This is a genomic window from Pseudomonas sp. W2Oct36 (assembly GCF_041060465.1).
In the GTDB taxonomy this organism is placed as follows: Bacteria; Pseudomonadota; Gammaproteobacteria; order Pseudomonadales; family Pseudomonadaceae; genus Aquipseudomonas; species Aquipseudomonas graminis_B.
In genome coordinates this window covers 212,570-228,057 of the sequence record NZ_JAUERW010000008.1, presented here as the reverse complement: position 1 = coordinate 228,057, position 15,488 = coordinate 212,570, and the positions used below count along the sequence as shown (strand labels likewise).

Annotated in this window: 10 protein-coding genes and 1 pseudogene; 4 read left to right on the top strand and 7 right to left on the bottom strand. The window is 57.7% G+C overall.

Annotated features, from left to right (window positions below; translation table 11 throughout):
• Nucleotides 1-580 precede the first annotated feature (580 nt).
• A complete protein-coding gene (locus tag QWI18_RS13815; protein ID WP_369319064.1) occupies nt 581-4,066 on the bottom strand; it encodes an indolepyruvate ferredoxin oxidoreductase family protein in 3,486 nt (1,161 codons plus the stop codon).
• A gap of 211 nt (nt 4,067-4,277) precedes the next feature.
• Here QWI18_RS13815 and QWI18_RS13810 point away from each other — a divergent pair, with 211 nt between their 5' ends.
• The 3 genes from QWI18_RS13810 (at nt 4,278) to QWI18_RS13800 (ending at nt 7,032) form a co-directional block, all read left to right on the top strand.
• Nucleotides 4,278-4,745: an Lrp/AsnC family transcriptional regulator gene (locus tag QWI18_RS13810; protein WP_065990584.1), complete on the top strand. Its 468-nt coding sequence runs from the start codon at nt 4,278-4,280 to the stop codon at nt 4,743-4,745.
• 475 nt (nt 4,746-5,220) lie between these two features.
• The gene (locus tag QWI18_RS13805; RefSeq protein WP_244656954.1) at nt 5,221-5,736 is read left to right on the top strand and encodes a DUF4880 domain-containing protein; all 516 of its coding nucleotides are present in this window, start codon (nt 5,221-5,223) and stop codon (nt 5,734-5,736) included.
• A gap of 156 nt (nt 5,737-5,892) precedes the next feature.
• Nucleotides 5,893-7,032 (top strand): M14-type cytosolic carboxypeptidase, encoded by a 1,140-nt coding sequence (locus QWI18_RS13800; RefSeq protein ID WP_192131785.1) that lies wholly within the window; start codon nt 5,893-5,895, stop codon nt 7,030-7,032.
• 92 nt (nt 7,033-7,124) lie between these two features.
• Here the strand turns inward: QWI18_RS13800 and QWI18_RS13795 are convergent, their stop codons facing one another.
• Nucleotides 7,125-7,670 (bottom strand): cytochrome b, encoded by a 546-nt coding sequence (locus QWI18_RS13795; RefSeq protein WP_192131786.1) that lies wholly within the window; start codon nt 7,668-7,670, stop codon nt 7,125-7,127.
• Entirely contained in the window at nt 7,667-8,752 is a 1,086-nt protein-coding gene (locus QWI18_RS13790; protein WP_369319063.1) for a catalase family peroxidase, read from the bottom strand. The genes QWI18_RS13795 and QWI18_RS13790 overlap by 4 nt, the downstream gene beginning before the upstream one ends.
• Before the next feature lie 127 nt (nt 8,753-8,879).
• Between QWI18_RS13790 and QWI18_RS13785 the strand changes: the two are divergent.
• Nucleotides 8,880-9,020, top strand: a pseudogene (locus QWI18_RS13785) (IS630 family transposase); the annotation flags it as partial.
• Nucleotides 9,021-9,335: 315 nt separating this feature from the next.
• Here the strand turns inward: QWI18_RS13785 and QWI18_RS13780 are convergent.
• The 4 genes from QWI18_RS13780 to QWI18_RS13765 are packed head-to-tail and all read right to left on the bottom strand — an operon-like array spanning nt 9,336 to nt 15,483.
• Complete coding sequence (locus QWI18_RS13780; protein WP_369319062.1) at nt 9,336-10,184, bottom strand: aminotransferase class IV; 849 nt, start codon at nt 10,182-10,184, stop codon at nt 9,336-9,338.
• A gap of 51 nt (nt 10,185-10,235) precedes the next feature.
• On the bottom strand, nt 10,236-11,123 hold the full coding sequence (locus QWI18_RS13775; protein ID WP_369319061.1) for a phytanoyl-CoA dioxygenase family protein: 888 nt from the start codon (nt 11,121-11,123) through the stop codon (nt 10,236-10,238).
• 12 nt (nt 11,124-11,135) lie between these two features.
• On the bottom strand, nt 11,136-12,071 hold the full coding sequence (locus QWI18_RS13770; RefSeq protein ID WP_369319060.1) for a hypothetical protein: 936 nt from the start codon (nt 12,069-12,071) through the stop codon (nt 11,136-11,138).
• 37 nt (nt 12,072-12,108) lie between these two features.
• Complete coding sequence (locus tag QWI18_RS13765; RefSeq protein WP_369319059.1) at nt 12,109-15,483, bottom strand: ATP-binding cassette domain-containing protein; 3,375 nt, start codon at nt 15,481-15,483, stop codon at nt 12,109-12,111.
• Nucleotides 15,484-15,488 lie beyond the last annotated feature (5 nt).

Genomic DNA, 15,488 nt, shown 5'->3' with positions numbered 1-15,488 from the left:
GTCAAACCTGTTGCGTTTTCTAGTCATGAAAGACACCTCGATAAATGTATTTTCCACTTATCGAGGTGTCCGGGGAAATTAGACCACTGCATGCAATGAGATCGAGCGTGAACTCGAATGTAGGACCGGCTTCAGCCGGGAAAGCGTCAGCAGTCACACCGCGACATTGAGGGTGGACAAACCGGCCTCTTCCCGGCTAAAGCCGGTCCTACTATCGCACCGCGTGCACCCAGTGAGATTGTGTGGGGTTTCACCCACGCATCGCGTGGCATGCAATGAGATCGAGCGTGAACTCGAATGTAGGACCGGCTTCAGCCGGGAAGACGTCAGGTGGCGCACCGCAAAATCGATGGCGTTCACAATGGCCCCTTCCCGGCTAAAGCCGGTCCTACAACGATTCGTGTGTCCAATGAGATTGTGTGCGAACGCAAATGTAGGACCGGCTTCAGCCGGGAAAGCGGCAGTGGGTACACCACACAATTGAGGGTGTTAACACCGGCCTCTTCCCGGCTTTAGCCGGTCCTACTAAGCGATGCATCCAGTTCGATGAGAGGAGGCCTGACCAGCCTCCTCCCTGCCGTTACGCCGCTACTTCATACAACTTCAGCACTTCAACCTCACCACTGACCAGGCTCTGGCGCATCCGTGCCGCCTGCAGTGCCGCCGCTTTCATCGCGCTTTCCTTGACGTGACCATAACCGCGAATCCGCTCCGGCAGGCGCGCCAGATTCAGCGCGGTGTGCCGATTGCCGGCACTCAGGTGGCCAAGGATCAGCTCGATGTCGCCCACATAAGCATCAATCAACTCGCGCTCCTGTCGACGCTCGATGCTGCGGCCGAACGGATCGAGCACCGTGCCACGCAAGAATTTGAAGCGAGCCAGCACGTCGAACGCCTTCAGCATCCACGGCCCGAAACTGCGTTTGCGCGGCACGCCGTTGTTCGGGTCACGCTTGGCGAGCCAAGACGGCGCCAGATGAAACTCGATGCGGTAATCGCCTTCGAACTGCGCTTGCAGCTGACGGGTGAAATCGCCGTTGCTGTACAGCCGCGCCACTTCGTACTCGTCCTTGTAGGCCAGCAGCTTGAAGTAGTTAAACGCCACCGCCTCGGTCAACGCAGGCGGCTGGCCCGGGAACAGCCGCGCTTCGGCCTCCCGCACACGGTTCACCAGCGTCAGGTACCGCTCGCTGAGCGCACCATTCTGATAAGCGATCAAACCGTGAACATTGCGCGTGACACGCTCCTCCAGGGTCAGGTGCTCAGGGTCCGGCGTTGGCTGGGTCTGCGGATTGGCGGCCGCTTGCACCGCCGGGAGGTCAAACGCGGCACGACGCCCCCACAGGAACGCTTGCTGGTTCAGATTGACCGCCACGCCGTTAAGCTCGATGGCCTTTTCGATGGCTGCAGAGGTCAACGGAATCAGTCCCAGCTGGAAGGCATAGCCCAGCATGAAGAGGTTGCTGGCGATACTGTCACCCATCAGTTTGGTCGCCAGATCCGTCGCTTGCACGAAATGCGTTTTATCAGCGCCGACGGCTTCGCGGATGGTCTGCATCATCGCTTCGGCCGGAAATTCAGCGTCGGGATTGCGGGTGAATTCAGCCGTTGGCGTCTGCTGGCTATTGATCACCGCATGGGTTTTCGCGCTGTTGAGCTTGGCGATGGCATCAGGCCCCGACGCCACCAGCAGGTCACAACCCAGCAGCAGATGCGCCTCACCAGCGGCAATGCGCACGGCGAACAGATCTTCCTGCCGCGCGGCGATGCGAATGTGACTGACCACCGGCCCAAACTTCTGCGCCAGGCCGGCCTGGTCGAGGACGCTGCAGCCCTTGCCTTCCAGATTGGCCGCGTAACCCAGCATCGCGCCGACAGTGGTCACGCCCGTTCCGCCCACACCCGGCAGCAGAATGTTGTATGGCTGAGCGAGGCTCGGCAGCGTCGGCTGCGGCAGCTCCGCGAAGGCCTGGGCCTGCTTGGGCAACTGTGGCTTGCGCAGTTTGCCGCCGTGCACCGTCACGAAGCTGGGGCAAAAGCCCTCGACGCAGCTGAAATCCTTGTTGCACGCGCTCTGATCGATTTCGCGCTTGCGCCCTTCCGGTGTTTCCTTCGGCAGCACCGACAGGCAACCCGATTTGACGCCGCAATCGCCACAGCCTTCGCACACGGCCGGGTTGATAATGGCGCGCTTGTCCAGATCGACCATCGTGCCGCGTTTGCGGCGACGGCGTTTTTCCGTGGCGCAGGTCTGGTCGTAGATGATCACCGACACGCCCTTGAACTCACGCAGTTCGCGCTGCACGGCGTCCAGGTCGCTGCGGTGGTGGAAGGTGGTGATCGGTGCAAACTGCTCGCGGCTCGGGTATTTCTCCGGCTCATCCGAGACCAGCGCAATGCGCTGAACGCCTTCGTTGAACACCTGCCGGCTGAGCTGATCCACCCGCAACACGCCATCGATGGGCTGGCCACCGGTCATGGCGACGGCGTCGTTATAGAGAATCTTGTAGGTGATATTGACCTTCGACGCGACGGCCGCCCGCAGCGCCAGGTGCCCGGAGTGGAAGTACGTGCCGTCGCCAAGGTTCTGGAACACGTGGGGCGTTTCAGTGAAAGGCGCCTGGCCGATCCAGGTCACGCCCTCACCGCCCATCTGGGTGAACGTCTCGGTTTCCCGGTCCATCCAGATGGTCATGTAATGGCAGCCGATACCGGCCAGGGCGCGACTGCCCTCGGGTACGCGGGTCGAGGTGTTGTGGGGGCAGCCGGAGCAGAAATGCGGGGTGCGCTGGGTGTTGAACAGCGGCGCGGCGAGGGCTTTTTCCTTGTCGGCCAGAAACTGCAGGCGTGCCTCGATTTTCGGGCTGCTGTAGATCGGCGCAAGGCGTTTGGCGATGACGCGGGCGATCATTGCCGGCGTCAGTTCAGCCAGGTTGGGCAACAGCGAGCGGCCTTCTTCATCGAACTCACCGACCACGCGAGGGCGCTGATCCACCGGCCAGTTGTACAGCTGACCGGTGAGCTGATCCTCGATCACGCTGCGTTTTTCCTCGACCACCAGGATTTCGTCCAGCCCTTCCGCGAAGCCGTGCACTGACACCGGTTCAAGCGGCCAGCTCATGCCGACCTTGAGCACGCGAATCCCCACCGAGGCGCAGAGGTCTTCGTCGATGCCCAGCTCTTCCAGGGCCTGACGTACGTCGAGGTACGACTTGCCGGTGGTGATGATGCCCAGCCGCGGCTGCGGCGAATCAATGACCACTTTGTTGAGGTGGTTGGCACGGGCGAACGCACGGGCGGCGTAGATTTTGTAGGTATTGAGCCGCGCCTCTTGAGCCAGCGGCGGGTCGGGCCAGCGAATGTGCAGGCCGCCTTCGGGAATCTGGAAGTCTTCGGGAATCTGGGTCTGGATGCGCAGCGGATCGACTTCGACCACGGCCGACGAATCGACGTTTTCGGCGATGGTTTTCATCGCCACCCAGCAACCGCTGTAGCGCGACAGCTCCCAGCCGATGATGCCGTAGTCGAGGATTTCCTGGACGTTGCTGGGGTTGAGCACCGGGATCATCGAGGCGATGAACGCGTGTTCGCTCTGGTGCGCGATGGTCGACGATTTGCAGCCATGGTCGTCGCCAGCGAGGATCAGGACGCCACCCTTTTCGGCGACGCCGGCCGAGTTGCCGTGCTTGAACACGTCGCCGCAGCGGTCAACGCCCGGGCCCTTGCCGTACCAGAGGGCGAAGACGCCATCGTACTTGCTGTGGGGGAACAGATTGACTTGCTGACTGCCCCAGACCGCCGTCGCGGCGAGTTCTTCGTTGACGCCCGGCTGGAAATGAATGGCGTTCTGCTGGAGATAATCCTTGGCGTCCCAGAGGCTCTTGTCGAGGTTGCCCAACGGCGAGCCGCGATAGCCCGAGATAAACCCGGCGGTGTTGAGCCCGCGGGCTTCATCGCGCTGCTTCTGCAGCATCGGCAGGCGGGTCAGCGCCTGGGTTCCGGTCAGGTACAGATTGCCGGTTGCGAGTCGGTACTTATCGTCCAGACGAATATCAGCCAAGGACATTCAGGCACTCCTTTGTTTTTATTAGTGCGTTTTGAATGCGGCGCCAGTGGCGTGTGCAGCCTTACCAGCGCCTCGCCGTCAGGACGGTTCAGCCCGACGGTCACAGACAAAATACTGCCTGCGCGGCAGAGGCTTTTTCTTCCTAAATCGACGCGAATCTGCTCATATCGTGCATGCCCGTTCCCGTTCAAGAATAAAAAAGGGTCAATTCATGCAGGTCAAGCTCAGCCCCATCGATCGCAAGATCCTCCGTCTGTTGCAGCACGACGCCAATCTGTCCGCCGCCGAGATCGCCGAGCGCGTCGAACTCTCGCAATCGCCCTGCTGGCGGCGCATCAATCGTCTGGAAGAAGAAGGCATCATCGAGCGTAAAGTCGCCCTGCTCAACCCGGCCAAACTCGGGCTGACCATGACCGTGTTCGTCGACGTCAAGCTGTCCGGGCACGGGCGCAAGTACCTGACGGAGTTCGAGGAGGCGATCACCGGGTTTCGAGAGGTGCTGGAGTGCTACACGATGGCCGGCGACATGGATTTCCTGCTCAAGGTGGTGGTGCAGGACATCGCCAGCTACGAGCGTTTTCTGCGCGACCACCTGCTGCAAAGCCCCCATGTGCAGGAAGCGCATTCGAACATCGCGATGAGTGTGGTGAAGCGTACGACAGAACTGCCGATCGACTGAGCTGCCGATTGACTGAGGCGCAGGCAACGAGCGCCCACGCAGAAAAACTCTTTTCACCGGGGCGCGAAAAAAGCATTGACTCTCAAATGGGAATGATTATTATTGAGCGCAACCAGTCGCGAGACTGGCTGGTAACCCAGAAGCCTTAGGTCGGCTTCCGGATTATCTCCTCATCAGGCTAATCACGGTTTTTGACCCGGCTTATAGCCGGGTCTTTTTTTTATGCCCTTTTCGGGTCTGGGTTCGGTCGGGTGTTGCGTCTTCAGGCTAATGAAGAGGGTTCGACAGTGATCTGTCTTTTCGATGGCGCGCATCATAGCAAATGGAGCGAGCAATGCACCGTTGCCGCTGTCAAAAACTGACACATTCAGTAAAAAACACCCGTTAAAGATCCGAACGCACTCCCGTTGTTTTCCGCGACCGCCGCTATTCAAACAGTGAGCAATACGCCATGACTCAGCCGTTCGATTCGTTGATGACCGCCTCCACCGTGCCGCCTGCCCTGGGCGCGAGGGCTGAAACCGACCTGTACCGACGCCGTCTTCAGCGGTTGCCGCGCAGGGTTCAGCAGGTGTTTCTGCTGAGCCGCCTCGACGACTTTTCCTACACCGACATCGCCCAACTGCTTGATATCGACGCCACCGCCGTCGAACGCTGCATGACCGCAGCGCTCGAACGTTGTGTCAGCGAATCCGCCGAACATGACCCGGCCCGAGCCATTTTGCTTCAGGCCCTGCGCTGGTACGTGCACCTGCAAAGCCCCCAGGCCACCGCCAGTCAGCGCATCGAATTCCGTCACTGGCTCGACGCCGATCCCCGACACCTGGCAGCCTTTCAAAACAGTGAGCAGTTCTGGCGCACGCTTCATGCACCCGCTGCGATTCTGGGCGCCAGTGGCTGGCATCGGCGCAAACCCCGCGCCTATGTCGGCTGGTTGCTGATGACGGTGCTGCTGTGCGGTCTGCTGGTGACTGCCGAGGCGTACAGCTGAGTCAGGCTCCGACCCTTTGGCGAACGATTCTGTCGCCGTGCCCCCGCTGGTTGCGTGTAAAGTAATTGTCATAACAGCCCAGTGAGGGAATCAGGCGCGGCCTGCATTACCTCCCGATGGTCTCGTAATGGCAGATCATGCAATCAGGACGCTCCCGTGACTCAAACCGCCCTTAATATCTCCGCCGATTTCGACAGCGGCAACATCGTCGTGCTCGACGCCAGCAACCCGAAAACGGTGCAACTGGCGATTCGCCCTGACACCAAGAGCGCGCACTTCCAGTGGTTCCATTTCAAGGTCGACGGCCTGCAGATCGGCGAGCCCCACGGTTTCAGCCTGACCAATGCTGGCGAGTCGAGCTACAACGGCGCCTGGACCGGCTACAACGCGGTCGCCTCCTACGATCAGAAAACCTGGTTCCGCGTGCCGAGTCAGTTCGACGGCCGTGCGCTGAACTTCGAGCTGACGCCCAGCGAATCCCAAGTGTGGTTTGCCTACTTCGAACCCTACAGCCGCGAGCGCCACGACTGGCTGGTGAATGAAGCGCTGAACAACGGCACCGAGCTGCTGTCCACCGGCAAGAGCGTCGAAGGCCGGGACATCCCGCTGCTGCGCAAGGGCGACGGCGCGGCGGGCAAGCGCAACATCTGGATCATCGCGCAGCAGCACCCCGGCGAGCACATGGCCGAGTGGTTCATGGAAGGCATTATCGACCGGCTGCAGGAAAACGACCCTGAACTGCAGGCGTTGCTGGCGTCGGCGAACCTGTACCTGGTGCCGCACATGAACCCGGACGGCTCGTTCCACGGCCATCTGCGCACCAACGCCCAAGGCAAGGACCTCAACCGCGCCTGGCAGGACACGACCCCCGAGCTCAGCCCGGAAGTGTTCTTCGTCAAAACCCAGATGGAAAAATACGGCGTGGACATGTTCCTCGACGTCCACGGCGATGAAGAAATCCCCTATGTCTTCACCGCCGCCTGCGAAGGCAATCCGGGGTACACCGACCGGCAAGCCCGATTGGAAGCGGATTTCCGCGCCCGGTTGGGCGGCTTGACCCGGGACTTCCAGAGCAAATACGGCTATCCGAAATCGGCGCCGGGCCAGGCCAACATGAACCTGGCGTGCAACAGCGTCGGTGAGCGTTACAAGTGCTTGTCGCTGACGCTGGAAATGCCGTTCAAAGACAACGATGACGCACCGGATGTCATCACCGGCTGGTCGGGCCAGCGCTCGAAACAGCTCGCCCGCGATGTGCTGACCACGCTGGCGCAGATGGTGTCAGTGCTGCGCTGAGGCGTGAACTGACTTTAATTACGGTCCAGAAACGCCATCGCCAGCGGGTTCGCGCCTGCTGGCGATGGCGTCAATCGCGGTGACGACAAGCATCAATCCCGCGATTTCCCCCGCAGCATGCTGTCCAGCACTTCATCCCTCCGCACCCAGCCGTGAAACAGTGCGGCAGCCAGATGCGCGAGAATCGTCAGGAAGAACAGGTACGCCAGGTAGGCGTGGGCCTTGCGCAGCAGCGCGAAGGTGTCAGGGTTGGCGGCAACGATGGACGGCAGCCGTACTGAACTGCCGAGCATGACCGGATCCCCGGCGGCGGAAATCATCGCCCAGCCAATCAGCGGCATCGCCAGCATCAGCGCATACAGCAGGTAATGCGACAGCTTCGCCGCCAGCGCCTGCACGGCCGGCAAGTCAGCCGGTAACGGCGGCGTCACCGTGGTCACACGCACAATGATCCTGACGATGACCAGCAGCAGAATCGCAATGCCCAAAGGCTTATGCAGGTTCAGCAGCCATTCATGGCGCTCGGACACCGACGCGACCATGCCGGCGCCGATGAACAGCATGGCGATGACCATCAGCGCCATCACCCAGTGCAGCAGGCGCGCCAGTGGGGCGAAATGCTTGACGGGCGTGCTCATGGCTGTTTCTCCAGGGCGGGTTCGGCTTTCAACTGATCGACTTCACTGGTGCGGCGCATGTAGGACGCGGCGTAGGCCGCCGATCGCGCGGCGAGCAACGGGTCATCCGAGCCTTCGATGCCACTGGGCAAAATCAGCGGGTCGTAATTGACGTCGCGGCAGTCGCCGTTCAACTGCGAGCTGTCGGCGTTGACCACCAAGGTCCCGGCGTCCACGGTCCTGTGCTCGCCGGACCAAGCTTTGGATGCGTCGTTGGTCGGGTCCTGGGGGTTGGCCAGGGTCAGCACCAGCTTCCAGCGTTGTGGGCCGCTGGCCAGTCTTTCGTTGAGGTCCTTGTTCAGGTACTCCTTGGCGTCGGGCGCAGGCGATGCATCGGTCGCCTCCGGCACCAGACTCCAGCGCACCGCCTGACGCTTGCCATCAGCGTTCACCAGCACGTAGGCGTTGACGCTGTTGTAGGTCTCGGTGACGAAACTGGCCGAGGGCTTGGCCGTTTTGACCCACGCCAGAAACGGCTGGGCTTCCGGGTGCGCGGCGAAGAACGCCGGGGGTTTCGCCGGGTCGGGCTTGCCGGTCTTGGGGTCAGGTCCGGTGGCGATTTGCAGATCGATGAAGGCCTCAGGCGTGCCGACCGGGAACACCGGCATGCTGTTCATGCCGGTGCGCCATTGCTGCCCGTTGGGCTGGGTGAACTGCACGGCGAAACTGCGCAATGGCGCGGCGCTGTCGGGGGAATACGGATTGCCCGTGGGCACGGCCAGACGGCCGATCACCGGGGTGCGCCCGCTGGCGAAGACTTCGGCTTTGGAGAGGCTGGCAGCGGCGCCGTTGCTCTCGAACACGCCGGCGACGCAGATGCCTTTCGGGTGGTTGCGACGGTAACCGGGATGCACACCGTTGTTGCGTTCGAAGACGTCAACCACCCGCGCCGGTGTCAGTCGCTGTGGGTCGAGGCTGCCATTGACGTAGGCAAACGCGCCGGCGGCGATCAGCACGATCAGGCCAATGCCGGCCAGACGCGCCAGTTTTTCGGGATTACTCAGCGGGGGTTTACGGGGATACGGTGGCTCACGGTCAATCATCGATAACACTCCGGGCTTCTAGCCTCTGGGGACAGCGGATGGTGTAGGACGAGCGCCTCATTGCTCTCCATTGTTTATAGGCAAGTTCTTGGCATCTATCGACGCCAGCGCCTTTTTTCTCAGTACCTCGGTATACCGGTGTGACGGCGGTTTCAGTTCGGTCCGCGTACCGGAAAGCTCTATTACCTCGATCCTGGTCCTACAAAATGAGCAAGGGACGCGCTACCGTTGGATCACAAACGGGAAGGATATTTTGAACAAGATATAGCGAGCGCTCGGGGCAATGGCCCCACAGGCTAATGGGTGGAATAGTTCGAGAACATTACACTCGAAGTAGCTGAATCAAGCATTTAACAGCATCACCTAATTGCCGATGACACGGTGATCAAACGCCCACGCTGGTACTGAGTCAATCGCCGGCGATACCGGTTTCGACCCAAGTGCGCTACCCACCTGAACGTGGCTTTATTGAGGGGCAGGGCGAAAATATTTCTCTTGAGGGAGACCCCTGAATTCGAGCATACGTGTAAGTCCTCGATATTTGGCGCCCGATAGAAAAGGTTGAATAGGCTCCCCCAGCCGGTTAGCACGAGGCGCGCAGCACGTTTTTTTTGTATTCAGCGACCAGCCATGCGACGCATGTGCTCTTTTCATAAACGACGTCATCAATTTGGCTAACCTCGTTGATTTCCATGGCGGTGCCACATAGAAAGGCGCTGTCAAAGTGGCCCAGTTCCGAGCAGGAGATATCGCGTTGCACAACCTGCAAACCCAGTGCGGGAGACAGTTCTTCGATGATGACGCGACGGGTAATACCTGCCAAGGCCATTTCGGTGGTTGGCGTAATGAGTTGGTTTCCCTTCACAAAAAAGATGTTGGATCCACTCGACTCGCAGACGGTGTCAGTCGTCGAAAGGAACAGCACATCGTCGAATGCGTCACTTTTGTCACGAAAGCTCAAGAAGCTGAGCGCATACGTGGACGAGTTCTTCGCCTGATAGGGGTGACAGTGAGCGGGAGCTCGGCGCCAATTGGCAATCGTCAGACGGTAAGGTGTGGTGGCGGACTTGGGGGCGAATGGCAGGACAAATATCACCACTTTGGTGCGACAGCCACGCCCCATGAAGCTCACGTCGGCGTTGTCATAGAACACGACGATTTTGATATAAGCGTCTACAAGTTCGTTGCGCACCAGAAGTTCATTGCAAACGTCGGTCAGCGTGGCGTTACTGTAGCGCAACTCGTGTTTAAACAACTGCGCCGACTGTTGCAGTCGTTGCAGATGTTCCTCGCATTTGAAAATGTTTGCGCCGTAACTGCGCATGCCCTCGTACACCGATGAGGCATAAGAAAGCGAGTGAGTGTCGGGCGAAAAAGTCATCTGATCCGCCTGGAAGTATTGGCCGTCCAGCCACGCGATCGCCGTAGTCATGGTCCATTCCCTCGTTGATGATTAACGTAGTCTTTATGGCAGCGCGGGGATTCAGTGAGTGACGACTTCACGTGCAGTCAGTGCGTTGTAGAACTCGCCCTTGACCAAGCCTTCGCCTTCGTAACTGTTCGGACGTCCACCTTGAAGCTCAAGTTCTCTGAGGATGGACTCGTAGTCGTCAACGGGGAGAATCCTGAAGTCCATGCTCACGCGCGTCATGTTCTCAGTGTTCTCTGCGGTCCCGTGTAATACCCGAGGATCGAACATCAGACACTGGCCATAACGAAGGTTGACTGGCATTGCGTCCGTCTGAAGAGCTGAGATCAATTGTGGCCGTTGCTTTGCATAATCGAAAAAAGCGACCCGGCTGTCCTTATATTCGTCGTAGCTGTATTCCTGCGTTTGGGCGAAAGATTTCAGGGTGCGGATGCTGGCGTGCTTCGAGCAAACGCTGAGTGCCGCGGTACTCTTGACGTCGCAAAATGGCAACCACATGTTGATTTGCTGGAAGTAGTCACCCAACAGGGTGTCCGAGTGGTGGGTGAATAATTCACCGTCCGGAAGCCTGTAACGATCATCCAGTTTTCCGGGGATGTGGTACCGAACTAACGGGTTATGTTCGAACACGAAATCGAAACCCAGGTGTTGGCTAAGCCAATTAACAAATTTATAGTACGCTTCGATCATTGGCGCACCCAGTGTTTGTAGTGGGTCATGCCAATGGCCGGAGTCCTCCAGGTGCTGAACGATTTGTTCCCGACTAAGGCATTCATGAATCTTGTTCAGCAAAAAATCATTCCTGAGATTGTAGACATCGACCAGCGTCTGCTGAAGTGTGCCGGACAGGTCAAAGTTCGACGTTGGATAATCCAGTATCGTGATGCCATTCTCTATGACATGTTCGCTATCGAGCTGCCGACCTATATCGAAAAAAGACATAATAACTCCTTGTTAGCTGTCTCTCTTGGTTGAAAAATCATGCATTTTTTTTTGCTGACTTGTTCTGATGGGGATTAGCCAGTTTTCCAGGTCGACCACCCGGTTGGAACCCATACGTTTTTTTATATCAATGGCGCCGCGACCCAGACAACTGATTTTATATCCCAATTCGTCAGCCACTCGGTACAGCTGGTAGTAATCGCTGACATACAAGTTAATCCCCTGCGGCACATGGCTTCGATTTTGACCTTGCACCAATTGGGAAAAAACATTGGATCGCTCATCCGCGTAGCTTAGGGAGCCATAGACAGGCACATTGCTCACTTTTTCGTAGTTTATTTTTATGTAGTATTTTGAACCTTCTGTCGAGCGTGCCAACGCCTGCATCGCCTCGAGGGAGTATAAATTCCTGACGTGCTGATATTTTTCCACGTTGAACGACTGCAGCGTTGAAAAAACCTTCAGTACGTTGCTGTCTTCAAGCAACTCGCTAAGGCGATACACTTGCGTATGGCAAAATTCCTCAGCCCTCCGGGTCAGGCGTACCATTTCTTTATACGACTTTCTGCCCATAGTCGCGAGCAGGCAATCGTCAAGTTTCCCCTCAACGCGCAGATACGCGACTTGCATGAAGGGCACCGGAATGATGTCTGTTTCGTATTGCTGGCGCAGCGATCTGCCGGTCTTTTCCAAGGAGGGTACCAATAGCCAGTCGGCGGTATGTGCGTCTTGTATCAATCGGTTCAAGAACTCCGGCTCTGGCTGCGCGGTGACCGGCAGGTAAAAAAAACCGGGCGCCACATAGGCCTGTTCCTGATGCAGGGCGCTATGCTGATCCGCCGTCCCTTTAAGCGTTGCTTCCCAGTGGGCAATCTCGCTCAAGGGCAGTTGTGGGTGAGAGACGCCATAACTGATACAAAATGCATCCCGCTGCGCGTGCAGCTCCATAGTAACGATCCTTATCTAACGGCTTGTGGGGATGTGCTTATGCTATGTTTTCAACCATGCGCTTTTCATGGTTGAAATTGAAGTTCTTGTTTCCCAGCATGGAAAGTTCAGGGTTGTGCGTGATGATGAAAAATAAGGTTTGCGGCAGCGCAGTAATCACTTTCTTGATGAGTTGCAGTTCTTCGGTATTGCTTAGCTCCGATGTCGCCTCGTCGAGAATGGCAATGGTCGGGGTATTGATAGTCAGGTCAAGCAGCGCGAGTCGCTGAAGTTCCGACTTGCTCAGATGTATTTCACCACTCCAGGGAACCTGTTGATTGAAACCATCCGGCAAGCGCTCGATAATATCCGAAAGTCCAAGATACGCCACTCTCTGATCGAGCGCTTCACGTGACGGGCTATTGAAGTGTTCGACCAACAATCCCGGTTTGAATATCGGACTGGATGTCAGTAACTGCACCTCTTCGGTATGTTGTCGTGCCAGATACCCATCAGTGCCACCCAGTGTAGAGACCTCCCCCAGACTTGGCAGCAAGCTGCCCACCACAAGATTGGCAAAGGTTGACTTACCAACGCCGCTCGCCCCCGTGATCACAACCACATCATGCTTCTGAAATACCTGGTCGAATTGTTCGAGCACCGTTGTTCCGCTGCGCGGGTTAATAAAAGTGACGTTTGAAAACGACACCAGTGGCGCTTTTTTACCAGCCTGTTGGCGTTTTGGCGCTGTCGCCGGGAAGGCGCCAACCACCAGGCGATCGGCACTGTCGAGGACTTGCCGCAGTTCCACCGCACATCTGCCCAAGCGGGCAAAAATCGCAATCAGGCTGTAGGAGAGACTCACTGCCAGCACGTTAGCAATGGTGGTTGTGCCGGTGGTGTGAAAGTAAATCGTTGCAACCACGATACCGGACAGGAAAAAAAAACCCATCAGGTCCAGTTTGTAGCTGTACCAGCGCCGCGTTGCGGCGTTGTCCAAGGAAGCGAATGCCCGAGCGGACAGGCTGGCGCTCAACCAGGCGAGAATACTTGAGTTGCTCATGCTGCTTTCAAATCGGCCGCCATCCCAGTTCAGCGCTTGAACGCGTGAAAACAACACGGAGGTCGCGTCGATTTCCCGGATATTTGACCTTTCCAGCAACTCGCCGGAGCGTCTTGCCCCCCGCCAGTAACAAAGGCCGATTAGCGTCAACGGGAACAGTACGTAGATGCTGTTGAGGACGACGTAGCCCGTGGTAATGAAAAGCAAGGTTGCTGCGCTGATGGTTTCCAGTAACAGGACGGGCAACACTTCATCGACGCGCCGCTGGTCCCATGTCAACTTGTTTTGGCTGTCACGATTGATTTCCTGGCTCAGGCACTCATCCAGGCTAGGGTTCATAAGATGAGAAAAGTAGCGGATGCATTGTGCTGACGCCGCCTCAATACCTTTCCTGACCGTCATTAACGCACCGAAAATTGACAGTAATGCACTCGCAACTAAAACGCCGGACAGTCCGATCAACGATGCCTGCAGGTGAGTGCTCAGATGACCGCTGGCGATAAGGTAGTCGCCGGCAATGGTCAACACTTCCTTGAGCGCCAGCAAGGTGAAGGCAATCAGCGTAGTGATCCCGATACCAAAACCAATAAGGCTGCTCATCATTGACGTGGAGCTGACGTGAGGCTGCTCTGTCGGGTCGTTTGCCGTCGAGCTATTTGCCTGCGTCGCCGAACAGACAGAAACAGGAATTTCAGTCGATGCGGCGGCAAGTCGAGAGCACGGGGCCCCATGAGGGATTTGCACGCCCGTGATCATGCCGTCAGAGACAGTCCAGACTTCCTCGGCGGCGTATTTCTCTTCGGGTTTGTCCGTGACGAACATCACATTGGTGTCGCGCCACGGGCCTTGCAGCAGTGAACTCAACAATCCCGCAGCTAGCGCTTCGTCTAGCCCTGAGGTTGGCTGATCAATGTAGATCCAGTCTGGATGTGCCACCAAAGCTCGGACCAGTTCGATGCGTTTCCCCTGACCTCTCGAAACGTCCCAATGGGTATTCCTGCCATGGCTCCGTTCATTGAGGTAATCGAGGTAAAACTGCTCGGGCAAGCGTGCAAAGGCGATGGCGTTTCGTACTTCTTCGTCTGATAAGTCCCGGCGATACAGGCTCAAGTTTTCGCCAAGACCTCCGCCAAATATCCACGGCTCGTCCGGAATGAAGATTGCCTGGCCGGAAACCTCTGGAAAACGTTGCGCATATCTCCTCAGCACAGACGTCTTGCCACTGCCTGCGGCACCGACGATAGCGATATGTTTCGCCGTGGTGGAAGGCATGGTTGGCATTTCGGGAGGGGGTGTACCGGGCTCACTGCCATCAAGGTACTGCTCTATATGCCTGTGACCGACAAACCCTTGAGAGATGCTTTGCACAATGTCCGGGATGATATTGGCGACCGATCTTAGTCCACCGATCAGTGCGATGGCCGCAAGCACCCCTGGCGCATCGACGTGGCCCAGGTAGACCAGTTGCAACAGTGCCGAGCTCAACAGCGCGGCGATAGGCGTCATTGTCGAGATCAGGCTAATCCCTGCCACCAGACGGGCAGCATGTTTTAGCGAGGCTTCTTCAAGGTTTCGTTTGGCGGCATAGTCCCGAATGAGGTCGGCATTCCAGTTTTTCAGCCAGACCTGGCGCCGATTTTTTGTTGCGAATGCCCCTATTTCTATGCGCTGAGTGGAGTTCAACGACAGCTGTTCATAGGTCATGCTCAATCGCTGGGCAATCCAGAAAACGGTCAGTGAACTGCCGGCAATCACGGCCAACGCGGCCACTGCACTGACACCCAAGGCAAAAAAGAAAAACGTGGACGTGAAGATGACCGTTGCGAGCGCGAGGATGATCGTCACCAATCCTGACCATGATGATTCGACACGTGCCGCTTCACGATCAAACAACGTAGTAAGGCTGAGTGGGAAAGCGTCGTTCTGTGCGGCAGTCCTTTTTACTAAAATCCGTTGTTCCACATAAGAACGGCTGCCGACACCGACCAGCTCAGCCAGAAAGAATGTGTGGTTGAGTGCCAGCCAGGCGCAGTAAGTCAGCGCCAGGCAGGTGGCGCCCTGCGTGATGTTCGAAAGAGCCGGCGAGTCACTCTGCATGAGTTGCGTCAGCAGTGATTTGAGGGTGATTGCGGCGCCAAACGCCGCCGCGGTATGCACCCCGATCGCCAACAGTGCCAACATCACTTCCCGTTTGAGGGCTGCAAAAATCCTGGTATGCAGCCGTCCTTTTCTGCTTCCCCGCGCGTCATGTATGACCGCCTTGCACCAGCGTTGCCAGCGGTGAGCGTGAACGGAATGTGCACCTCGATTTAGTTCAGGCTCAGGTGTCCGAAACCACAGGATCGTCTTCAGGATTTCTGCAATCTTCATGAGGA